The sequence below is a fragment of the Geothrix oryzae genome (assembly GCF_030295385.1).
Lineage (GTDB): Bacteria > Acidobacteriota > Holophagae > Holophagales > Holophagaceae > Geothrix > Geothrix oryzae.
In genome coordinates this window covers 1,806,328-1,828,170 of record NZ_AP027079.1, presented here as the reverse complement: position 1 = coordinate 1,828,170, position 21,843 = coordinate 1,806,328, and the positions used below count along the sequence as shown (strand labels likewise).

The 21,843-nt window shown below is 69.3% G+C and carries 21 protein-coding genes; 11 read left to right on the top strand and 10 right to left on the bottom strand.

Features of this window, described 5'->3' with window-relative positions; genetic code table 11:
* Positions 1-374: 374 nt before the first annotated feature.
* The 8 genes from QUD34_RS08400 to QUD34_RS08365 all read left to right on the top strand — a co-directional run bounded on the left by QUD34_RS08400 (position 375) and on the right by QUD34_RS08365 (position 6,917).
* On the top strand, positions 375-905 hold the full coding sequence (locus QUD34_RS08400) for a FliO/MopB family protein (RefSeq protein ID WP_286353242.1): 531 nt from the start codon (positions 375-377) through the stop codon (positions 903-905).
* Positions 902-1,657: a flagellar type III secretion system pore protein FliP gene (gene fliP / locus QUD34_RS08395; protein WP_286353241.1), complete on the top strand. Its 756-nt coding sequence runs from the start codon at positions 902-904 to the stop codon at positions 1,655-1,657. The genes QUD34_RS08400 and fliP overlap by 4 nt, the downstream gene beginning before the upstream one ends.
* A complete protein-coding gene (fliQ, locus tag QUD34_RS08390; protein WP_286353240.1) occupies positions 1,654-1,932 on the top strand; it encodes a flagellar biosynthesis protein FliQ in 279 nt (92 codons plus the stop codon). The genes fliP and fliQ overlap by 4 nt, the downstream gene beginning before the upstream one ends.
* Before the next feature lie 8 nt (positions 1,933-1,940).
* Positions 1,941-2,726, top strand: a complete 786-nt coding sequence (fliR, locus tag QUD34_RS08385) for a flagellar biosynthetic protein FliR (protein ID WP_286353239.1) — start codon at positions 1,941-1,943, stop codon at positions 2,724-2,726.
* Between the two features lies 1 nt (position 2,727).
* Positions 2,728-3,783, top strand: a complete 1,056-nt coding sequence (flhB, locus tag QUD34_RS08380) for a flagellar biosynthesis protein FlhB (RefSeq protein WP_286353238.1) — start codon at positions 2,728-2,730, stop codon at positions 3,781-3,783.
* A gap of 67 nt (positions 3,784-3,850) precedes the next feature.
* Positions 3,851-4,504, top strand: coding sequence for a response regulator (locus QUD34_RS08375; RefSeq protein ID WP_286353237.1), 654 nt, complete (start codon positions 3,851-3,853; stop codon positions 4,502-4,504).
* Complete coding sequence (locus tag QUD34_RS08370) at positions 4,501-6,294, top strand: tetratricopeptide repeat protein (RefSeq protein WP_286353236.1); 1,794 nt, start codon at positions 4,501-4,503, stop codon at positions 6,292-6,294. Before QUD34_RS08375 ends, QUD34_RS08370 begins: the two co-directional genes overlap by 4 nt.
* A gap of 44 nt (positions 6,295-6,338) precedes the next feature.
* Complete coding sequence (locus tag QUD34_RS08365; RefSeq protein WP_286353235.1) at positions 6,339-6,917, top strand: peptidylprolyl isomerase; 579 nt, start codon at positions 6,339-6,341, stop codon at positions 6,915-6,917.
* On the opposite strand, the gene QUD34_RS08360 is transcribed toward QUD34_RS08365, so the two are convergent.
* Positions 6,892-7,602 (bottom strand): protein kinase family protein, encoded by a 711-nt coding sequence (locus tag QUD34_RS08360; RefSeq protein ID WP_286353234.1) that lies wholly within the window; start codon positions 7,600-7,602, stop codon positions 6,892-6,894. The genes QUD34_RS08365 and QUD34_RS08360 overlap by 26 nt on opposite strands.
* Before the next feature lie 316 nt (positions 7,603-7,918).
* On the opposite strand from QUD34_RS08360, the gene QUD34_RS08355 reads away from it, so the two are divergent.
* The gene (locus QUD34_RS08355; RefSeq protein WP_286353233.1) at positions 7,919-9,055 is read left to right on the top strand and encodes a TIGR03936 family radical SAM-associated protein; all 1,137 of its coding nucleotides are present in this window, start codon (positions 7,919-7,921) and stop codon (positions 9,053-9,055) included.
* Here the strand turns inward: QUD34_RS08355 and ftsW are convergent.
* The 7 genes from ftsW to bshC are packed head-to-tail and all read right to left on the bottom strand — an operon-like array spanning position 9,052 to position 17,235.
* Positions 9,052-10,170 (bottom strand): putative lipid II flippase FtsW, encoded by a 1,119-nt coding sequence (gene ftsW, locus QUD34_RS08350; protein ID WP_286353232.1) that lies wholly within the window; start codon positions 10,168-10,170, stop codon positions 9,052-9,054. The genes QUD34_RS08355 and ftsW overlap by 4 nt on opposite strands.
* Positions 10,171-10,178: 8 nt before the next feature.
* Positions 10,179-11,498, bottom strand: a complete 1,320-nt coding sequence (locus QUD34_RS08345; protein WP_286353231.1) for a phosphohexomutase domain-containing protein — start codon at positions 11,496-11,498, stop codon at positions 10,179-10,181.
* 57 nt (positions 11,499-11,555) lie between these two features.
* Positions 11,556-12,368, bottom strand: coding sequence for a dihydropteroate synthase (gene folP / locus QUD34_RS08340; RefSeq protein WP_286353230.1), 813 nt, complete (start codon positions 12,366-12,368; stop codon positions 11,556-11,558).
* 2 nt (positions 12,369-12,370) lie between these two features.
* On the bottom strand, positions 12,371-14,302 hold the full coding sequence (ftsH, locus tag QUD34_RS08335; protein WP_375379977.1) for an ATP-dependent zinc metalloprotease FtsH: 1,932 nt from the start codon (positions 14,300-14,302) through the stop codon (positions 12,371-12,373).
* Positions 14,303-14,346: 44 nt separating this feature from the next.
* Positions 14,347-15,330 carry a tRNA lysidine(34) synthetase TilS gene (gene tilS / locus QUD34_RS08330; protein ID WP_286353228.1) on the bottom strand — a complete coding sequence of 328 codons (984 nt, stop codon included), beginning with the start codon at positions 15,328-15,330 and terminating at the stop codon, positions 14,347-14,349.
* A 1-nt stretch (position 15,331) separates the two neighbouring features.
* The gene (bshB1, locus tag QUD34_RS08325) at positions 15,332-16,063 is read right to left on the bottom strand and encodes a bacillithiol biosynthesis deacetylase BshB1 (protein ID WP_286353227.1); all 732 of its coding nucleotides are present in this window, start codon (positions 16,061-16,063) and stop codon (positions 15,332-15,334) included.
* Positions 16,060-17,235: a bacillithiol biosynthesis protein BshC gene (gene bshC / locus QUD34_RS08320; RefSeq protein ID WP_286353226.1), complete on the bottom strand. Its 1,176-nt coding sequence runs from the start codon at positions 17,233-17,235 to the stop codon at positions 16,060-16,062. Before bshC ends, bshB1 begins: the two co-directional genes overlap by 4 nt.
* Positions 17,236-17,318: 83 nt before the next feature.
* Here bshC and QUD34_RS08315 point away from each other — a divergent pair, with 83 nt between their 5' ends.
* Both QUD34_RS08315 and QUD34_RS08310 read left to right on the top strand, forming a co-directional pair.
* Positions 17,319-17,792, top strand: coding sequence for a hypothetical protein (locus tag QUD34_RS08315; RefSeq protein WP_286353225.1), 474 nt, complete (start codon positions 17,319-17,321; stop codon positions 17,790-17,792).
* Positions 17,793-17,811: 19 nt separating this feature from the next.
* A complete protein-coding gene (locus QUD34_RS08310; protein ID WP_286353224.1) occupies positions 17,812-19,122 on the top strand; it encodes an MgtC/SapB family protein in 1,311 nt (436 codons plus the stop codon).
* A 28-nt stretch (positions 19,123-19,150) separates the two neighbouring features.
* Here QUD34_RS08310 and QUD34_RS08305 read toward each other — a convergent pair whose 3' ends face one another.
* Together QUD34_RS08305 and QUD34_RS08300 are read right to left on the bottom strand one after the other, a co-directional pair.
* Positions 19,151-19,336 carry a hypothetical protein gene (locus QUD34_RS08305; RefSeq protein ID WP_286353223.1) on the bottom strand — a complete coding sequence of 62 codons (186 nt, stop codon included), beginning with the start codon at positions 19,334-19,336 and terminating at the stop codon, positions 19,151-19,153.
* Positions 19,337-19,420: 84 nt separating this feature from the next.
* Positions 19,421-21,802: a SpoIIE family protein phosphatase gene (locus QUD34_RS08300; RefSeq protein WP_286353222.1), complete on the bottom strand. Its 2,382-nt coding sequence runs from the start codon at positions 21,800-21,802 to the stop codon at positions 19,421-19,423.
* Positions 21,803-21,843: the final 41 nt, after the last annotated feature.

The window sequence follows — 21,843 nt, the reverse complement described above, 5'->3', positions numbered from 1 at the left end:
CCGGATGCAGGATGGTCGCCACCATCCTACATCCGTTGTGAAGACAGGTGTCGAATCGGAAAAACCAGGTTCGGCCGCCCTCCAAAGGCACCTTCCGGATCCGCTTTCCCATGGCCGCGAAGGGCGGGTCGGCCCGGAATCCGCCGGGAAGCCGGGCTGGATCAAGGTCTTCCGGGTCGGGGGCCTGGCCTGGACCTGCGGAGAGACCCTGCCCGACGAGGTCGGCGCTCCCGCCAGCTATCTCCGCATCTGGACCCAGGAATCGGCACCTGGAGGGTGCTCTTCGATGTGCGGGTCCCCCATCCGGTCTGGCCGAGCTGGGGTCGCCCTGGCATCCGTCTCGCCCTTCTCCTGCACTGTGTCGGGAGTTTGTCGTGCTGCGTCGGATCGTGCTGTCCTTTGGATTGTTGCTGGGCCTGGGTCTTGGGGCCCAGGGCACGGACCGGCCTGCACCGCCGCCCACCCCGGCGGAGAAGGAACTGCAGGCTCCCTTGACGCTGGAGGACGGAAAACCGACTCCCGGGCAGGCCCCCGAAAGCGCGCCCTCGGGACTGAGGGCCTTCGGATCGCTGGTGCTGGTCCTGGGGCTGGCCGGTGGAAGCCTCTGGGCATTGAGGAAATACGGGCGGGGCCGCCTCCCCGGGGGCGGTGGCGGGAAGCTGCGGGTGGAGGAAACCCTCGCCCTGGGTGACCGGCGCTTCGTGTCCATCCTCGAGGCCGAGGGGGAACGGTTCCTCATCGGACTGACGCCCCAGGGCATCAGCCTCATCTCCCGCCTCGATCCCGGCGACCGGGGCGAACCGGACAGCTTCGACGAGGCCCTGTCGCGCCAGGTGGACCTGGGCCGCCCGGTCCCCGTGAAGGAGATGGAGGCCCTCCTCAAGCAGGGTGGAGGTGGCCAGTGAAGCGCCTCCTCCGCTGGCTTCCCGTCGCCTTCCTGCTGCTGGCCGGGCTGAGCCTCTGCGCGCAGCAGCCGGCCCCCTTGCCCTCCCTGACAGTGGATTTCGGCAAGACGCCCTCGGGCCCGGCCCTCAGCTCCAGCCTGCAGGCGGTGCTGCTGCTGACCATCCTCACCATGGCGCCGACCATCCTCATGACCGCCACCAGCTTCACCCGCATCGTGGTGGTCATGCATTTCCTCCGGCAGGGCCTCGGCACCCAGCAGACGCCGTCGAACCAGGTGCTCATCAGCCTGTCGCTGGTGCTGACCTTCTTCATCATGGCGCCCACGGCTCGGGAGATTAACGCCACGGTGCTGCAGCCCCTGCAGCGCAACGAGCTGACGACGGATCAGGCCCTGGACCGCACGGCGGCGCCCATGAAGGTGTTCATGCTGCGCCACACCCGCAAGAAGGATCTGGCGCTGTTCCTCCGCATCGCCAAGGCCCAGGCGCCCAGGACCAAGGCCGATGTGCCCATGGAATGCCTGCTGCCGGCTTTCCTCATCAGCGAGCTGAAGACCGCCTTCGAAATCGGCTTCATGATCTTCCTGCCCTTCCTGGTGGTGGACATGGTGGTGGCGAGCATCCTGCTGAGCATGGGCATGATGATGCTGCCGCCCGTGGTGATCTCGCTGCCCTTCAAGGTGCTCCTGTTCGTGCTCGTGGACGGCTGGTACCTCATCGTCGGGTCGCTCGTGAGGGGGTACACCGGATGAACGAGCTTCTGATTGCCCAGATCGGGAAGGATGCCCTCCGCACGGCGCTGCTGGTGGCGGGGCCGGCCTTGGTGGTGTCGCTGGTGGTCGGCCTGCTGATCTCGGTGTTCCAGGTGGTGACCAGCCTCCAGGACCAGACCATCGCCTTCGTGCCCAAGGTCGTCGCCGTGATGGTGGTGGTGGCCATCAGCTTTCCCTGGATGCTCCAGGTCATGCTGCAGTTCACCACCCGCATGTTCACGGAGTTCAACGGCGTCGTACGGCAGTTGAACTGAGGCGGGCCATGACGCCGACCCTCTCCAGCTCCGCCATCTGGGCCTTCACGGGCGCCAAGGCGGTGCTCTGGATGCTGGTGCTCACCCGCATCACGGGGCTGCTGGCGGCTTTCCCCATGCTCGGGTCCGAGCAGATGCCCCTCCAGATCCGCGCGGCCCTGGGCGCTTTGCTGGCCACGGTGATCCTTCCCGTGATCCCCGTTCCGGCCGCGGTGCCGGCCGGCCTGCCGGAGCTGCTGGGCCTCATGGCCTCGGAGCTGGCCGTCGGCCTGCTGCTGGGCACCGTGGTGGCCTGGATCCTCGAGGCCGTGGCGTTCGCCGGCACCCTCATGGACACCCAGATGGGCTTCTCCTTCGTGCAATTCATCGATCCTTCCAGCTCCCAGAGCACCTCCGTGTCCGGGTCGCTGATGATGCAGACGGCAACGCTGCTGGTGTTCGTGACGGGTCTGCACCACCAGATGATCGTGGCCCTGGTGGACAGCTACCGCGTGGCGCCCCTGGGGCAGGGCGTGCCGCTGCAGGTGATGGACCTGGTCTCGCTGCTGGGACAGCTGCTGGCCAAGGGGTTCCAGCTGGCCTTCCCGGTGCTGGCCGTGCTGTTCCTCCTGGATCTGGTCCTGGGCATCTGCGGCAAGTTCATGCCCCAGCTCCAGCTGCTCCAGCTGAGTTTCCCCCTGAAGATCGCCCTGGGCATGGTCATTCTCGGCCTCCTGCTCCGGGAGCTGGGCCCTTGGCTGGTGCCGCTCTTCGAGACGGCGCCGCGCCTGGCCCTGAAGCTGCTGGGGGGCTGACATGGCCAATGATCCCGGCCGCACCGAGAAGGCCACCCCACGGCGACGGCAGAAGGCCCGAGATGAGGGATCCGTCTCGCGGAGCACAGATTTCGATGGGGCCGTGCTCCTCTGGGGGAACTTCTTCCTCTTCATGGGGCTGGGCGGCACCACCATGGCGCTGATGGCCCAGCAGGTGGCCCACTTCCTGCGCCGCGCCCAGCCCGGGGCGCTGGCGGAAGCGGGCCGCGTCTCCCTGCTGGGGGATGTGGTGATGATCCTGGGGCGACTCCTGCTCCCCTTCCTGGCCGTGAACCTGCTGGTGGCCCTGGCGACCGGGTTCGCCCAGCGGGGTTTCAGCTTCAGCACGAAGCCGCTCCAGCCGAAGTTCGACCGCCTGAACCCGGCCCAGGGCTTCAAGCGCATCTTCTCCTCCCGGGCCGCCATGGACCTCATCAAGAGCCTGGCCAAATTCACCCTGCTGACCGGTGTGGCCTACGCCGTGCTGGCCCCGCGGATTCCGATCCTGCTCGATACCTTGAAGCTGCCCCTGGGCCAGTCGCTGGATCTGTTCCAGAGCGCGGTCTTCGCGCTCTACCGGAATGTAATGCTGGCCATGCTCCTGCTCGCCCTGTCGGACTTCGCCTGGCAGCGGTTCACCTGGGAGAAGAGCATCCGCATGACCAAGCAGGAGGTGAAGGACGAGGCGAAGGACTCGGAGGGCAGCCCCGAGGTCAAGCAGCGGCAGAAGTCCATCATGCAGGCCACGGCGCGCAGGCACATGCTGGCGGAAGTCCCCAAGGCGACGGTGGTGGTGACCAACCCCACCCATGTGGCCATCGCGCTCCGCTACGACGAACAGACCGCCGCGCCGATCTGCGTGGCCAAGGGCCTGGATCACCTCGCCCTGAAGATCCGCGAACGGGCCAGGGAGGCCGGCGTGCCCACCCTGGAGCGGCCGGAGCTGGCGCGGGCGCTCTACCGGGCGGTCGAGGTGGACCAGCCCATCCCCAAGGACCTCTACCAGGCCGTGGCCCAGGTCCTGGCCTTCGTCTACCGCCTGCGGGGGGCGGCATGAGTCCCAGGCTCGAGTCGGGCACGAATCGGGCCGAAAAGGTATCTTTAGGCCAGCCCCAGGATCTCCCGTGACGCCTCGCCCCATCGTTCCGCCCCATCTGCCGCCCCCCAGACTTCTGCTGGTGGACGACGACCCCGTGCCCCGGGAGACGCTGTCCACGCTGCTGATGGGCGAAGGCTTCCAGGTGGTGACCGCGGCGACGGGGGAGGAGGCCGACCGGTTGCTGCGGTCCGCCAAGCCCCCCTTCGAGCTGGTGATCACGGATCTGGTGATGCCGGGCATGTCGGGGATGGATGTGCTCCGGGCTGCGCTGAACACCAACCCGAGCTGCACGGTCCTGGTCCTGACGGGCTTCGGCAGCGTGCGGGAGGCGACGGAGGCCATGGAACTGGGCGCCTTCGACTTCGTCACCAAGCCCATGCAGATCGACCAGTTCCGCAACACCCTCCGGCGTCTCATGGAGCGCCGGGACATGGCCCATGAGCGCGATGAGCTGCGGGAGAAGGTGAAGGCCCTGACTGAGCGGGCCGAACGCCTGGAAACCACCCTGGGGCGCATGGAGATCCTGGCCAACCAGATCGCCCCCGGGGGGGGAGCGGCCGAGAAGCCGGACGCCCTGGTGGACCTCGAGCGGCTCGCCGCGCTGAAGGCCAAGGGGCTGCTCACGGACGAGGAGTTCGACCAGGGCAAGAAGAACCTGCTGGCCCGGTGGCTCGCGTGAACGGTCCCGCGGGCCTGGCCATCCTGTTCGCCACGGCCTCTTTGCTGGGGCAACACGGGTCGCCCAAGGCCGCCCCCGGCGGGGTCTCCGCGCAGGAGAAGGCCCCCCAGCGGATGACGGACGCTCAGGCCGCCGAGCTGGCCAAGGAGGCGCTGAGGGCGGAAAACCCCACCGCCATCCGCGCGCTGCTCGTCCGGCTGAAAGGCCACACCTTCAAGTCGAGCAAGGTGCCGGAGCGGGAGCTGGTGCTCTACGCCCAGGGCATGCTGGAAGCCCGCCTGGGGAATCTCAGCGCGGCGGCTCCGCCTCTGAAGAAACTGGAGAAGCAGTGGCCCAAGTCCCCCTTCATGGGGGAGGTCCAGACCCTCCTGGCGGAAGAGGCCGTCGGGCAGCGGCGCTTCAAGGATGCGGAGGGCCGCCTGCACCGGGCCCTGGCCTCCGACCTCACCTCGGAGCGCAAGCGGAAGGCCCAGGAGCTGCTGCTGTGGACCCTGGTGGAGCAGGGACGGCCCCGGGAGGGCATGCCCATCGTGCAGTCGCTCCGACCCCTGGAAGGCAATGAGAAACCCAGTGAAAAGGGCCTGGCGGCCATCGTGGAGATCCTGGGCGCGGCGGGCGACCGGGCCCAGATCGAAGGCAGCCGGAATGCCTTCCTGAACCTTTATCCCAAGAGCGAGCTGCTGGCGCGGGTTGACCTGGCCTACGGCCGGACCCTGGGGCGCACGGGAGACGCCAAGGGCTCGGCCGAGGTGCTGCGCAAGCTCATCAAGGACCACCCGAGCTCGGTCCAGGCGGATGACGCGCGCCTGGCTCTGGCGAGCCTGCTCACAGATGGAAGCCTGGCCGATGCCAAGGACATGCCCAGCGCGGAATCCCTGCTGGCCGAGATCCGCAAGGGCGGCCGGAAGCTGCCCAAGGGACCCGCCCAGCTCGTCGAACTGCGAGTGCTGGTGGGGAAGTCCCTGTGGGAGGAGGCCCTCAACCTGGTGCAGGCCATGGAGGCGGGCGGTGTCCCGGGCGAACCGGAGGTGAAGAAACTTTGGCAGACCGCCTGGAATGCCTGGGTGGCCCAGCGGCTGGAGAAGGGTTTCCCGGGCGAGCTGCTGGCGCGGCTGAAACCGGGCGCCTTCCTGGCGCTGGAAGCGAAAGGGCGCACGGGAGTGGCGGAACTGCTGGCCTTCAACGGCCTGCTGGAGGCCCTGCCACCCCTGATAGCTGAAGCTCCCGCCAAGGAGCGCCCGGGGCTGCGTAAGGCCGCGCTGGCCAAGGTCCAGCCGGAAGCCCAGCCGCAGGGTGTGCTGAAGCTGCTGCCGCCCCGCGGAGATTCGCCGGACGAGGCCCTGGCGCGGGCGCGCGCCGAAGCGGCGCTGGAGCACTGGCCGCAGCTGCGAACCGCGCTGGGACGGGCGCGGCCCGGCCAGGAGCGGATGAAGGCGCTGCTGCGCCTGCTGCAGCGCCCGATGGGGAAGGGGGAGACCCAGATCCTGCGCCTGAAGGAAGCCGAGGGCTGGTGGGCCCGGTGCACCGAGAAGGGCGAGATCCGCGAACCCCTCGGCATCCTGGTGGCCGATCTCCGGTTCCAGACCGGCGATGTCCGGGGCGCGCTGGCCCTGTACCCTGCCAAGACGGCCGCTGCGGACCAGCGGGGCTGGGTGGCCCTCATGCGGGCGCAGGCCCTGCTGAAGCTCGGACAGCGGGAGCAGGCGCGGCTCCAGATCCGCGAGGCCCGGGATGAACAGGGCTTCAAGGGACAGCGGGATGCCCTCGCCAGGAGTCTGGGCGCGTACTAGGGCCCGTCGGCGCTATCCTGGGAGATCCCCCCTGGAGAGACCCGATGCGCCCCCTGATCGCCCTCCTCTTGTCGATGGCCGCGCTGACCTTGAGCGCCGGTCCCAAGCCCCAGGTGAAGCTGGACACCTCCATGGGCGTGATCGTCATGGAACTCGAGCCCGAGGCCGCGCCGAAGACGGTGGACAATTTCCTGAAGTATGTGAAGAAGGGCCAGTACAAGGGCACCATCTTCCACCGCGTCATTCCGGGATTCATGATCCAGGGCGGCGGCTATGTGGACTACCTGGGGAAGAAGCGCACGGACGCCTCCATCCCCAACGAAGCCGACCGCGCCTTGGCCGCGGGCCTGAAGAACAAGCGCGGGACGGTGGCCATGGCCCGGACGCCGGACCCCCACAGCGCGGCCGCGGAGTTCTTCATCAATGTGGTGGACAACCCCACCTTGGATTTCAAGGGCAAGGCCAACGACAAGACCTGGGGCTACTGCGTGTTCGGCCGGGTCATCAAGGGTATGGATGTGGTCGACCGCATCAAGGCCGTGAAGACGAGCAACAAGCGCAGCGACTTCCTGAACCTGCCGGTGAAGACCGTGCTCATCAAGGACGCGGTTCAGATCCAATGATCGTGAAGGCCTCGGCGGGCGCGCCCAGCTTGTGGAGGCTGCGCTCGAGCCGCGCGCGGTAGCGGGGCCAGAGATCCGTGCCCTCGGGCTCGAAGCGCGCGCGGTCCCAGTCGAGCAGCAGGACCCCGCCAGCCTCCGGCAGCATCACATTGGTGGCGTTCAGATCGGGAGCCCACAGGCCCCATTCGCAGAGGCACGCGATGGCGCGGCGGAGCTCTCCGGCGCGGGCGGCGCCCCGGTCCCAGCGGCGGGGCCAGGTCTCGCCTTCCGCCATGCGCGTGAACAGCACGCCTTCCACGCCGAAGCGGGTGGGCCGCCATGCGTAGCCGAGCGGTTCCACGGTCGGGAAGCCCGCCTCCCATAGGCCTCGGTGCACGGCATGTTCCGCCGCGAAGCGGAGATGGGAACGGTAGGTGCGCTCGTTCAAGTGGCGCAGCAGGCCGCCGCGCCGGTAGGGCCGCATCACCATGTCGCCCACGCGGACGATGCCCCCCCGACCGAAGGCGCCTTCCAGCGGAACGGCCTCGCCGACGGGGGCGACGCCCCCAGGCGTGCAGACGCGCCAGCCGCCGCCGAGGCTGGGAAGTTCGAGATTGATCCGGCATCCCAGCGGCCGGAGCGGCGAGCCGGGCTCATACGGCCACGAGGCCGGCAGGGGAGGGACGAGGTAGGGGTCGTGGATCATGGCGATGGATCCCAGCTTGGCGGGTCGGACGCTGAAAGGCAAAGGTCTGACTTGCGGTGAGGAAGGACCGTTGAACCAACCCGGCGTCATCTGTCAATGGGTGCCTGAAGCCGGCCACCTGCCACCAAAACCCAGCACGGATCCAAGTGGCTTGAATTGGAAGGCATTCTTCCGGATTGCACACCCGGTTCCCACAGAGGATGTGGAAATCCCCCCTTGGGCCGGCAGTAAGGGCCGTTCCTTTTTATCGATTTCTGCGCGGAAGGGAGGCGGGGTTTCCTCCGCGTTCCGTCCCTCCACTCACTATCCTTGGAGCGTGGGCGACCTTGGGCATCCTTCCTTCATCCCCGCCGAGGCGCAGGCCCGGCAGGCCCGGCTTGTCTCAGCCCTGGCGGCCATGGCACGCGGCGGCGAGAGCCTCGAACCGGAACCGCTCCAGGCTCTGCGGCAGATCCTGTTCACCGGGATGCCGGAAGGCCCGGAGGCGGTCGTCGAGGCCGTGACCGCGGCGGACCTTGCGGAAGAGGCCCTGGATCTGCTGCGGTCCGCACGGCGGGACGGCGCCGACCCGGTCGTCGTCAAAGCCGTCGCGGCCAAGCTGGAACCCTTGGCGGCCAGAGCCCAGGTCAAGCGCGAGGCCGGGTGGCAACTGGACACCCAGCGCACCGCCATCCGCGTGGCGTACGCGAAGGACGGCCCGGCGCTGGATTTCGACGATGGGGATCTGCACGCCCTCTTCCTGCAGGCCTTCCGCCTGGAGGGTTTCCGCTTGGCCCTGGACCTGGGCAAGCGCCCGCGGCCCATGCTGCGCGTGGAACTCCCGCTGCCGGCCGGGGCCGGCGGGCTGTCGGAATGGCTCGAGCTCTCGCTTCGGAAAGAGCCCGCAGAGTCCGCCGAAGCCATGATGGCGCGACTGAACGCGCGGCTTCCCGAAGGCCTGAGCATCCATGCATGGGAACCGCACGCGCCCTACGCCTCCCCGTTGGGGGAGCTGGCCCTGGCCGCCCACTGGCGCTGGACCTGTCCTCGGGGGCTGGCAGAGGGCGCCCGAGCCCGGGCGACGGCCTTCCTCGCCGCCCCGGAATGGATCTGGGAGAAGGGCGGGAAGGTCGAGGGGCGGAAACAGGCCAAGCAGCTGGATCTGCGGCCCCTCGTGACGGAGCTCCGATGGGAGGGCGACACCCTGTACGGCACCACCAGCCTGGCCGGTGCCGAAGCCACGAATCCCCTGAAGGTCCTGGCGGCGGTCCTGGGCCTGGAGCCCTCGGATCTGCGCGGCCTTCTGCGGTGCTCGCTGTCGTTCCGGGCGGATCCGCGGCTGGCCCAGGCGGAGCGTTTTGAACCGAAGCTGAAGAACATGTACGAAGACGCGGTGCTGCTGGCCGGCGGCTCCAACATCACGCTGGTGGAGGATGACGATGACGAGCCGATTCGCCTGGGTGGCCCGGACTAGCTTGATCCGGCTTCCTTGCTGATGGAGAGCAGCAGGCCCAGGCAGACCAGGCTGGCGATGAGGCTGTTGGGCCCGAAGGAGATGAAGGGCAGGGGGATGCCCTTGTTGGGCGCCAGCGACAGCACCACGCTCATGTTCATGAGGGCCTGCACCACCAGGAGCAGCACGAAGCCCATGGCGCAGAGCTTGAGGTAGGCGTCACCCACGCGGCGGGCGATGCGGTAGCCCCGCCACAGGATGGCGATGAAGAGCGCCAGGATCGTGAGGGTTCCGATCAGGCCCGCCTCCTCGGCGATCACCGCGTAGATGAAATCCGTGTGGGCCTCGGGCAGGAAGAACAGTTTCTGTTTCCCGCCGCCCAGGCCCACGCCCATGAAGCCGCCATTGCCTACGGCCACGAGGCTCTGGAGGGCCTGGTGCCCCTTGCCCAGGGGATCGGCCGCGGGATTGAGGAAGCTGGTCACGCGGGCCAGCCGGTAGGGCGACAGCACCACGAAGGCGGTGCCCAGGGCGCCGAGGATGGGAATCGCCACGGCGAAGATCCACTTGGGCGCGCCCCCCAGGAACACCACCATCAAGGTCACGAAGACGATCAGGAAGGTGGTGCCGAAGTCGGGCTCGCGGAGGATCAGGGCGAGCGGAATGAGCATGACGCCCGTGAGGCCCAGCAGCTTGGGCAGGGCATCTCGATGGTTGGACCAGGCCTCGCGATGGCGCACCATCCAACCCGCGGCCAGGAGGACGGACAGGGGCTTGAAGAGCTCCGAGGGCTGCAGGCTCATGGGGCCGAGGCGGATCCAGCGGTGGGCGCCGTTGATCTTCGGCCCCAGGAACAGCACGGCGAGCAGCAGGATCACGAGGATCCCGTAGGCGATCTGCAGGGGGCGGGGGTGATCCTGAAGCGGGGCGAGGTCCACCTGGGAGAGCGCGAGCATGAAGGCGATGCCGATGCAGCCGCCGAGGAGTTGCCGGGTGAGGAAGGCCGTGGCGGCGGCGTGGTTCTGGGAGGCCTTGATGGCGGAGGCCGAGTAGATCCAGACCATCCCCACGGCCACCAGGGCTAGGGCGAAGAACACCAGCCAGCGGTCGACGGGGCGGCGGACATCGGGCGCCATGTGCGGTCCTAGGCCAGCGTCAGGTCGCGGCGGGCCGCGGCTTCGAGCTCGTGGAGGGCCTGATCCACCCACGCGGATTCCTGGGCCTCCACCATGAGGCGGAGCTTGGGTTCGGTGCCGGACCAGCGCACCACCTGACGCACGCCTTCACCCCAGCGGGCATCGACGGCGGCCATGGCGGAGGTGAGGTCCACGCAGGCCTCGATGGCCTTGCGATCGGGGGCCACCACATTGACGAGGCGCTGGGGCCAGGGGCGGAAGGTCCACTCCCAGCGCCGATCCACGGGGCGATGCAGGAGGGCGCGGAGGATCGACAGCGCTGCCGCAAGACCATCGCCGCTGGGACCCACGCGTTTCTGGATGAGGTGACCGGAGGCTTCGGCGGCCAAATCCCAGCCCCGCCTGGCCATCTCCCGCAGCAGGAACTTGTCGCCCACGGCGGTGCGGACGAAGGGAATGCCGGCATGAGCGAGGGCCTGGGCCAGGCCGCCATTGGTCATCAGGGTGCCCACCACGCCGGGCGGGGCGTCGTTGCAGGCCACGCGATCCTGGGCCAGCAGCCAGACCATCTGGTCGCCGTCCACGGTCCGGCCGGAACCATCCACCAGCAGGCAGCGGTCGCCATCGCCGTCGAAGGCGATGCCCAGCTGGGCCTGGTGGGCCAGCACGGCGGTGGAGAGGGCATCGAGGTGGGTGGAGCCGACGCCGACATTGATCCTCGGGCCGTCCGCCGGTACGCCCAGCCAGTGGATGCCGCGGCCGCGGAAGAGCTCCAGGGCCGCCTCGGCCGTGGCGCCGTGGGCACAGTCGATCACGACCTTGAAGTCGTCGGGCAGGTCGATGCCCCCGAGGTGGGACAGGTAGGGTCGAAGCTCCAGGCGGGCGGGCGGGCCGGAGATGGTGGTGGGTTCGGGCAGGGCCTCGAAGGCGGCCTCGATGGCCCGCTCCTGGTCCTCCTCGAGCTTCTCGCCGAGTTCGTTGAAGCCCTTCAATCCGTTGTCCTCGGGCGGATTGTGGCTGGCCGAGATCATGAGGCCCCAGGTCTTCCCGCCCTCGGCCGTGAGCTTCGCCACCTTCCAGGCCACGGCGGGCGTGGGGGCCATGCCGAGCACCAGGACCTGGAGGCCCAGGCCGACGCCCAGGATGAACGCCTCGGACATGGGGCCTGAGCTGGACCGGGGATCCCAGCCCACCACCAGGCGCTTGACGCCGGCCTCCCGGGCCACCTGCGCCCAGGCCGCGCCCCAGCGGGATACCTCCTCCAGGGTGAGGGGTGAGCGATAGGCAGCGCCCCGAATGCCGTCGGTTCCGAAGTAGCGAAGACTCATGCCGTCAGATTAACCGAGGATGGCGGGCGCCTCACGGGCTGGCCTTAGGCGATGGCCTCAAGTGATGGCATGGGTCCGGAAGACCCGGTAGCCCCACTGGGCTGCTTCGGCATGGGCCTGGGCCGTGAGGCCGTCGCGGAGGCCGGGGGCGAGGTCCGGCCGTCCGGCCCGGATGGCCAGGAACCGCTTCCGGGAGAGGCCGATGCAGAACCGCTCGGCGGGCCAGGCCAGGAGCTCAGGCAGGCGCGGCAGGGCCTCCCACAGGGCGAGATCCTCCGCGAAGGTGGTTCCGAAGCCGAATCCGGGATCCAGCAGCAGGCGCCCGGGGGGGATTCCGGCGCCGAGCATCCGGTCCCGGACCGCGCGCAGTTCCGCGAGGGCCTGTTCGACATCCCGGGGGGCGGGGTCATCGTAGGGCGGCATGTGGAAGCCCGCGCCCGCGCGGCGGCTCCGCATGGCGATGAGGCCGCAGGGGGAGCGCGCAGCCAGCGCCAGCATCGCCGGATCGGAAAAGCCCGTGACATCGTTGATCACTTTGGCGCCGGCCGCGAGGCCACGGCTGGCCGTGATCGCGTAGCGCGTATCCAGGCTGAGGGGGACTCCGGGACCGGCCGTTGCGAGGCCGGACAGGACCGGCTCCAGGCGGCTCCATTCGGTGTCCGCGTTCACGATGGCCGCCCCGGGGCGGGTGCTCTCGGCGCCGAGGTCGAGCATGCGGGCCCCGGCCTGGACGAGGGCCTGGGCCTGATTCAGAGCCGCGGCGGGAGCGGCGAACAGGCCCCCATCGCTGAAGGAATCCGGGGTCAGATTCAGAATGCCGAGAAAAAGGGAACCGCTTTCGAGAAGCGGTCCCCAGTCGAACGGCGCCATACCTAGGCGGGCTTCAGGGCGGGATTGAGGCCGGGATCCGTGGACGGTCCCTCCACCGTGGCCGGGGCGGTGGGCGTGCTGCCGGCCTTGGGGGGAGGCAGCGTGCCACCCTTCATGAGGATCTCGATGTCGTTGCCATCGAGGGTCTCGCGGACCAGCAGGGCCTCGGCGATGGCCACCAGCTGATCACGGTGGGTCTCGATGGCCGACTTGGCCCGGGCATAGTTGCGGAGCACGAACTCCTGCACCTCGACATCGATGAGGCGGGCGGTGTCTTCGGAGATTTCGCGGTGCTGGGCGAAATCGCGACCGAGGAAGACCTCGTGGTTGCCGCCGCCGCCGAAATTGAGCGGGCCCAGCTTGTCGCTCATGCCGTATTCCGTGACCATGGACCGGGCCATCTCGGTGGCCTGCTGGATGTCGTTGGCCGCGCCGGTGCTGAGCTGGTTGAAGAAGATCTCCTCGGCGATGCGGCCGCCCATGGCGATGGCGATGCGGCTCTCCATGTAGTCGCGGGTCGTGTTGTAGCGATCCGTGATCGGCAGCTGCCAGGTGACGCCCAGGGCGCGGCCCCGGGGGATGATCGTGACCTTGTGGATGGGGTCGCTGTCGGGCACCACGGCGGCGACGACCGTGTGGCCGGCCTCGTGGTAGGCCGTGATGCGCTTGTCCGCTTCGGTCATCACGAGGCTGCGGCGCTCGCTGCCCATGTAGACCTTGTCCTTGGCATTCTCGAAGTCGGCCATCTCGACCCACTTCTTGCTGCCGCGGGCGGCGGTGAGGGCGGCCTCGTTGCAGAGGTTCGCCAAGTCGGCGCCGGCGAAGCCGGGGGTGCCGCGGGCGATGACTTCCAGATCCACATCGGGGCTGAGGGGGATCTTGTCGGTGGTGTGCACCTTCAGGATCTCGAAGCGGCCCTTCACATCGGGGCGGTCCACCACCACGCGCCGGTCGAAACGGCCGGGGCGGAGCAGGGCGGGGTCCAGCACATCGGGGCGGTTGGTGGCGGCGATGAGGATGACGCCCTCATTGCCCTCGAAGCCGTCCATTTCGACCAGCAGCTGATTCAGGGTCTGTTCCCGCTCGTCGTGGCCGCCGCCGAGGCCGGCGCCGCGATGGCGGCCCACGGCGTCGATCTCATCGATGAACACGATGCAGGGGGCGCTCTTCTTGGCCTGCTCGAAGAGGTCGCGCACGCGGCTGGCGCCCACGCCCACGAACATCTCCACGAAGTCGGAACCCGAGATGGAGAAGAACTGGACCTTGGCTTCGCCCGCGATGGCACGCGCCAGCAGGGTCTTGCCCGTCCCCGGAGGGCCCATGAGCAGGACGCCCTTGGGGATCTTGCCGCCCAGCTTCACGAACTTGGCCGGATCCTTCAGGAAGTCGACGATCTCCTTCAGTTCCTCCTTGGCTTCGTCGCAGCCGGCGACATCCGCGAAGGTGATGCGCTTGGCGCTGGTGGAAAGCCCCTTGGCGCGGGCCTTGCCGAAGCTCAGGGCCTTGTTGCCGCCCATCTGGGCCTGGCGCATGAAGACGAACCAGAGCACCACGAAGACCAGCAGGGGGGCCCAGAACATCAGCACATAGGCGAAGTTGTTCTCGCTGGGCTTGGCGGCCTTGAACTCCTCGAGCTGCCCTTCGGTCTTCCAGCTGAGGATGACCTTGCCCAGGTCCTGCATGGGCGGGGCCACGGTGCGGAACCGCTCGATGGCCTCGCCGGTCTTGGCGTTCTTCTCGGGCTGCTTGTAGGTGCCTTCGACATCAAACCCGGACAGCGTCACGGATTTGTATTTGCCTCCCACACCCTCGGTGTAGAAGGTCGAGAAGGGAATCTCGATCTGGCGACTGTTCTGGGGGATCTGGCGGAAGGCCAGAACCAGGAGGGCGACGATGCCCAGCCAGACCAGAACGCTTTTCATCATGGAATTCAAAGGGTCACTCCTTGGGGCCTGAGCCCAGGTTGCCCTCCAGTTTACTAGGTCCGGGAAGGCGCGGGTCCTTGTCTTAGATGCAGATACCCGCCATCTGGTTCAAGGTTTAGGTGGAAATTCCCCCAGGACGAGGGTTTGCGGCCCCGGAAGAGGCGTTTGGCCAGCCAGGGAGCGAGGCCCCTGAGCAGGGTCGCCTCGCGGGGCCAACCCAGCCGGCGGAAGGCCGTTTCGAGGGTCCAGCGCAGGTCCCGCTCGCTCCAGGCTTCCCGCTTGAAGGCGATGCCCTCGTCCCGGATGAACCAGCGCGAGCCCTCCCAGGTGCCGATCAGGGTCCGGGCCAGCTGCTCGGCCTCCTCGGCCTGCAGGTGCGTCTCGAACAGGTGGCGGTCCAGTTCCTTCGCCTCGCTGCGGATCGCCTCGAGCAGCGGCCGCCAGCGGTTCCGCGCGGTGAAGGGTTCGGCGTTGGTGGCATCCTCCCGCCAGGGGATGTTCCGGGAGGTGAGGTAGGCCCGGAGGTCGGCGCGGCGCGTCTCCGCCAGGGGCGACCAGCGCGGGCCCTGGCGCGGCGCGAGAGGGTGCAGGCAGCCCAGGCCGCCCCCCCGGGCCAGGCGCAGGAAGACGGTTTCCGTATGATCGTCCAGCGTGTGCCCCGTGGCGACCGCCTCCGTGGCGGTGCGCCCGGCCTCCTGCCGCAGCCAGTCCCAGCGCAGCTCCCGGGCGGCCATCTCGAGGCCGAGGCCCCGCGACGCGGCGTGGGCCCTCACGCCGAGGGTCGCCTCGACGAGATCGAGATCCAAGGCCCGGCAGAGTTGCCGCACGAAGTGCGCGTCCTCTTCAGATTCCGGTCTCAGCCCGTGGTCCGCATGAGCCACGGTCAGGTCGAGGCCGAGGCTCTTCCGCAGCGTCCAGAGCAGCACCAGCAGCGCCACCGAATCGCCGCCGCCCGAGCAGGCCACCAGCACCCGGCCGCTCACGCCATCGCCGCGGCGCTGGATCTGCGCGAGCAGGTCGGATTCGAAGCGTTTCAAATCAGCGTCCCTCCAGCGTCGCCAGCAGGCGGAGCAGGGCAGGGGCCACAGGCCGCTCGCACCAGAGGGCCTCGGCCCAGTCGCACATGAGGAAGGAGCCCCAGTGCATGGCGCGGCCCAGGACGCCGCGGCGGAAGGCGGGGTGGGCGATGCGGGTGACGGGCTGCGAGGCGTCCTGGGTGAACTGGCTGCCGAAGGCGTCGAAGGCGGCCATGCGCCGTTCCCACACGGCGGTTACATCCACCAGCAGGTCCGGCGGACCGGGGTTCTCACCGCCCACCCAGGCGATCGCCTCGGGGCGCCAGGGGGTTCCGCTGCAGGGATAGTTCTTCAGCCCCGCGTAATAGGCGGCTTCCCGGCCCAGCTGGTGGGCCCTGCGGTGGTCGGGATGGCGATCCTCCGGGGCGGGGAGGATCAGCACTCGGGGCCGCAGCCGGCGGATCTCGGCCATCAGGCGCAGGCGATAGGATTCCTCCTCCGTGAAGCGCCCATCGGGGAAGTCCAGCACGATGCGGGGCACGCCGAGGATGCGTGCGGCTTCCTGGGCTTCAGCGCGGCGGGTTTCCGCGGTGCCGCGGGTGCCGAGGTCGCCGCTGGTGAGGTCGAGGATGCCGGCCTTCAAGCCGCGGTCCGAAGCCAGCGCCAGGAGGCCGCCCACATGGACTTCCACATCGTCGGGATGCGCGCCGATGGCGAGAATGTCGAGGCCGAGGACCTCAGGATCTGGGCTCATGGTTCCTCCACCAGGATCACGGGAGATGCGCCATCCATGCGCTCCAGGATGGCATCGAGCAGCCTCTCGTTCCGCAGCCACGGAACCCCCGGCATCACGCGTTCCTGGGGGGCGCTGAAGGGGAAGAGGAGCTGGCGCAGCCGCTCGGGATCGCCACCCAGCTGGTGGTCGGCGGCCTCGCGGTGCAGGCGGCGGTCCAGCTTGGCCAGACGGTCGCGGCTCCGGGCGAGCTCCTTCTGGAAGCGCGCCTGGATGGCCTGGGGCCAGGATGGATCTGATTCCGCGGCCGGGAACTTGGCTGTGGGAAGCTCGCCGGGCCAGGCTGCGAGGCGATCCCAGGCACCCAACTTGAGCGCGTCGAGCTGGGCGGAGGAGACCTTGAACCCCCGGGGGATGACGAAGACCGTGGGCCGCGGAAGGATCTTCGGTGCCGCGAGGCCCACGCGTTCCCAGAGCGGCTCGCAGAGACGCCAGTAGGCCCGCTCGGAAGGCCCGAGGACCACGGCGGTGACGGGCAGCAGCAGCGACTGCATGAGGGGGCGCACCGCGGCGCCGGGACTGAGCCAGTGACCGACCGGGAGAGGCTGGCCCCGCTCCAATCGCTGCCGCCGGCCCGACTGGGGATCCAGGGAGAACCAGGCGGCCTGCACCCGCGGATCCAGGGGGAGCGGCGCGCCCTGGGCCTCCAGGGCCTCCGCCTGTCGCATGAGCAGCGCCTCGAGGCCGAGGGTCCGCCAGCGTTCCAGCTCGGACTGGATGGAGGCCCGGATCCGGGGCTCCGTCGGTGAGAAGGGGCGGATCCCCCGATCCCACAGCGGCCGGCCCAGGGCCAGGACATGGCCCCTCAGCGTGGGCTCCTGGGGTTCGGGCAGGGGACCCCAGAGCCGCTCGGCCTCGGCCTGGTGGGTGGGGTTCCAGGGCAGCCAGCCCGTGGCGGTGCCGATCCGCGATTCGAAGCGGAAGCGGTGGCGCTTCAGGCGGTCACCCTCAAAACCGACGACGCCCGCCACCTCGGCACGGTCGTGGTCCTCGTCCGCCAGCCAGTAGACGGCCTCGGCGCCGCTGCGCCGCGCCTCGGCCAGCGCGGCCAGGGCTTTGGCCACGGACAGGGCGGGGCTCCAGCCGGCGCCGATCTGCTGCCCGGTGGCGATGACGGGCCGGGCTCCGGTCATGGCCGCCCTCCTGGGGCTTGGGCCGATCCGGTCATTCCAGGCTGGTGCATCGTACCCATGGGCCCCAGCCTACCCGATCTGCCATGCTCGACGGCATGCTGAGCGTGGAACCCTGGATCCCCCCGGTCGTGCCGGACTTGGCCGCCCTGGCCATGGCGGCGGCGGACGCGGCGGGCGTGGGTTCCTTGCGGGCCTGGCCCGAATGGCGCAAGGGCGGCATCGGGTTCGGGGACCTCCCCCCCTTTCTCAGCTGGCTGGGCAGGCAGGACGGAATCAGCCATCTGATCCTCCTGCAGCCGCGGGAGGTCGGTGCCCTGATTCCCGGGGCCCGCACGGCACCGCTGCCTCCGGGCTGGTTCGAGGCGCTCGATCTGGACGCCCTCGCCCGGCCGCTGGCGAATCATCCCGACTTTCCCGGCGGGGCCTCGGTCCACCTGGTGCACCTGCCGGGCGGCGAGCGGTTCCAGGTCCGGACCTACGGATCTCCTGCGCCGGAACTCGTGGCCGAGGTGCTGAAACGCACCAGCCACATCCAGATATGGAACCTGGCCGATTAGACGATTCCCGGAGCGCTCCATGTTGACCCTCGACCTCTCCACCCTGAAAGAAGCAGGCATGGCCGTGGCTTTGGGTCTGATGATGGGCCTGGAGCGCGAGCGCAGCGGCTTCGAGCGGAGCCAGGAGAGCCGCGAGGAGCCCCACCATCGCCGGGAATCCGATCAGGCCGAGGGCCTGCGGGGAAGCCTGGGCGCCCGGACCTTCGCCCTGCTCACCCTCCTGGGCTGGGTGTCCGTGAAGGTGGGCGGGACGGGTCTGGCCCTGCCCATCGCCGTGCAGGCCTTCGCGGCCCTGCTCATCGGACTCTTCTACTTCCAGACCAGCTCGGCGGAGCGGGGCCTCACCACGGAGATCGCGGCCCTGGCCGCCCCGCTGCTGGGCATGCTCCTCACGCGGGACGCCCTCCTCGCCGTGGCCGTCACGGTGATCGTCACCCTGCTGCTGCTGTCCAAGCCGTGGTTCCGGGCCTGGATCCCCCGCCTGCACCGGGAGGACCTGACCGCCGCCATGCAGCTGCTCATCGTCTTCGCCATCCTGCTGCCCCTGCTCCCGTCGAAGACCCTGGACCCCTGGGGGGTGCTCTCGCCCCAGAAGGTGGGCTGGATGGTGGCCCTCGTGGCGGCCGTGGATTTCATGGGCTATGCCTTGAACCGCACCCTGGGATCGAGCCGGGGCGCGGTGATGACGGGGCTCGTGGGCGGCATGGTGAGTTCGACCATCGTGGCCGTGACCATGTCGCGGCGGGTCAAGGCCGATCCCTCCCTCCGCGGCCCCGGGCAGGTGGCGGTGATGCTGGCGTGTGCGGTCATGGGGGTGAGGGTGGCGCTCCTCGCCGGCGTGGTGGGAGGCATCGATCTCCTGAGGCCCCTGCTGGCGCCGCTGGCCGCCATGGTGGTGACGCTGCTCGCCGCGACCTGGTGGATCCTCCGGTCCGGGGCGGCCCCCACGATCGACACGGAGGAGGTGCCGGTGCGCAACCCCTTCCATCTGAAGCGGGCCCTGGCCTGGGGCTTGGCGCTGGCGGCCGTGCTGCTCGTTTCCGCCGCGGCCCGGGCCGGGTTCGGAGATCGCGGCCTCATGATGGCGGCCGGTCTTTCGGGGCTGGCCGATGTGGTCGCGATCACGCTGGCCGTGAGCAGCCAGGTGCGGTCCGTGGGGCTCCCGGCGGCCACGGCCGTGCTGGCCATCGTGCTGGCCATCGGCGCCAACACCCTCGCCAAGGCCGGGTTCGCCTGGATTTCCGGCGGACGGGCCTTCGGCCTCCGGCTGGCGGTCATGCTGGCCCTCTCCTTCGGGGCCACGCTGGCGGTGACGGCCCTGCAGTTCTGAATCGGTTCGGCAGGGTTCGGTCGCGGCCCTACTTCCCGCGGTTGCTCATGCGGGTGTGGGTGACGCCGCTCTTGCCCTGGGGCTTGGTGGATGCCTTGGTGACCGGCTTGGGGTGCGCGGCGGCCTTCGGTCTTCCAGCCGTAGCGCCGGAGGCCGGCTTGTCCGCGGCCTGGATGTTCTTCAGCAGATCGGCGGGGACGAGGGGCTTGGTCATGGGGGTACTCCTTCTCCCATCCTACGCTGGTGCGGCAAGGGCCGTGGCGGCAAGTCGGCGCAGACGAGGTGAACGAGAGGTGTCTTATCCGCAAGGCAAGGTGAAATGGAGGGCATTGCCCGCCTCGTTGAACCTCAGGTCCGGGGAGAGGGCGCGGAGGGTGAGGAGCCCCCGGCCAATGGCCGACGGCTCGGCCTGGCCGGCCCGGTCGGCCTGATCCTGCCAAGCCCGCCAATCGAACCCGGGCCCCGAATCCTCGACCTCGACGGCGATCTCGCGAATCTCGGCGAGGGGCCCCGCCCGGAGGCTGATCCGGAGCGAGACCGCTCCATTCGTCAGGGCTTTCAGGCCGACCTTCCGGGCGGCTTCGTAGGCTTCGATTCCCTCTTCCTTCAGCCGGGGATCCAGGCGAAGCAGGCCGTGGTCCACCGCGTTGGCGAGGGCCTCGGTCAGGGCCAGAGCCAGGCGCTGGGAGGGCCCGGACGGAAGGCCCTGGTTGCCGAGCAGGCGGAGGCAGTCGGGCAGGAACTCGCGGATCGTCTGCTCCCTGGGATTCAGGGTGAAGTCCAGGGCGAAGGTCGTGCGGAGGGGCTCCGCGGAATCGCCGGCGGGCCGGGCGGCACTCGAGAGCTGGGCGGATGCCGGGGCGGGTACCTCCCAGAGCGCCCAGCTGGCGTCGTCCTGCTGTTCGCGATCCAGGCCATCCGCCGCGAGTGCCTCTTGGATCACCTTCCGGCAGCCAGGGAAGGGCAGCTCCTCCGAGGACGCCAGGATGGATGGAAGGCGGTCGCCGAGCATGTCCTGAAGGCCATCGGTGAAGGCGAACAGGCGGTCGCCTTCCGATACGGCGATCTGCTCCACGACGGGGGGGTCCAGCTGGTCGACCACTCCGGCGGGCAGGTTGTGCGAGGCGATCCGCCGTGATGGGCCGCGGCGGGGCAGCAGAAGGGCATCCGGCAGGCCCGCGTTCAGAACCGAGAGGGTGCCCTTGTGGACATCCAGCCGCATCAGGAGCAGGCAGACGAACCGGCCGGTGGGCAGCATCTCGCGCAGCCCGGCATTGATCTGGCGATAGACCGTATCCAGCGGGATGTTCCGGTTCGCCATGCTGAGGAAGGCCTGGACCGCCGGGAGGGTGGACACGCCCGCCGCCAGGCCGTGGCCGGTCGCGTCGCATAGGAACCCGAAGTGGACCCCGGGCAGACCTTGGCGGTAGGTGCAGGCATCGCCGTTGATGCGCCGGGTCTGGAGCGTCTCCATGTGGAATCCGGGCGGCAGGGCCCGCAGACCCGGCTCGACCAGGCGCCAGAGAAGGTGCTTGGTGATGGCGAGCTCTTCGTCGGTTTCGGCCCTGGCCCGGGTCAGCGAACGCTCCTTGGCCTCCAGGCGCCCGATCATGGCGTTGAAGGACCCGGCCAGGACGCTCACCTCGTCGTTCCCCCGGATCCGGATGATCCGGTTCCCCGCCGGAAGATCCCCCAGGGCCCGCACCTGGTGTGTGATGTCCTCGAGGTTGTCGGCCAACCGGTGGGAGATCAACCAGGTGAGGAAGAGGCTCATGGCCACCACGAGGGCCACGGAAAGCTTGAGATAGGACCTGAGCCGCTCGACCGGGCGGAGGGCCTCGGCGACCGGAAGGCTGGCCACGAGGACCCCATCCATGGCCCGGAGCCGCTTCACTGAGGAGATGGTCGGCACGCCCGCGGCATTGACCCTCTCCCCGCTGCCTTCAAACCCCTGGAGCGCCCGGTCGAAGAGCTGAGATGGCTCCGGAGGGGCGAAGGACTTCATGAGCCGGGCCGAATCCGGATGGATCAGCACCCGGCGCGTGGAGTCGAACAACTGGAGGGAGCCGGAGTCCGGCAGCTGTTTGTGGGCGATCCCCCCCAGAAAATCATCGTGGAGAAGATCGATCCCCCCCGCGAGGACGGCCAGGACTCGCCCGTCTTTTCCCAGCAGGGGAACCGCCATCAGGACGGCAGGCCCCCCGGCCGATGCTGGAGCAAAGGCTGGAGCATAGGCCGGGGACACCCGGGCCTGGCGATTCGCCAGCACCGCATCGAGAAAGGGCCGGAGAGGGGCCGGCGCCAAGGCGCCCTGGGGGGTGCCGGCCGCCTCGGTCAGGAGCCGGCCATCGGGCCCGACCAGGAACACCCCGTTCGGGAAGGTGGTGCGAAGGCTCGTGCGCGCCTGGAGCCAGCTCGTCGCTGAACGGCGGTCGCGAAGGGCCCTGGGGGGGATCTCCCGGGCCGCGGCTTCCAGGCACTGCTGGTAGAAGGCGATGGTCTCGTCCACGGCCTGCGCCAGCAAGGTCACTTCATTGAGCTGGTGCTGTTCGATCCGGGCCCGGGATACGGCGGTGAAGTAGCGGGCGACAGCCCAGCCCCCGCCCGCCACGACCATTGAGAAGAACAGGCCGAAGGCCACGAAGATCTTGCGCTGGATGCCGAAGTGGCGGGGACTCACGACAGGCCCATGGATCCGGGGCCCCTGGCCTGGCGCCGCGG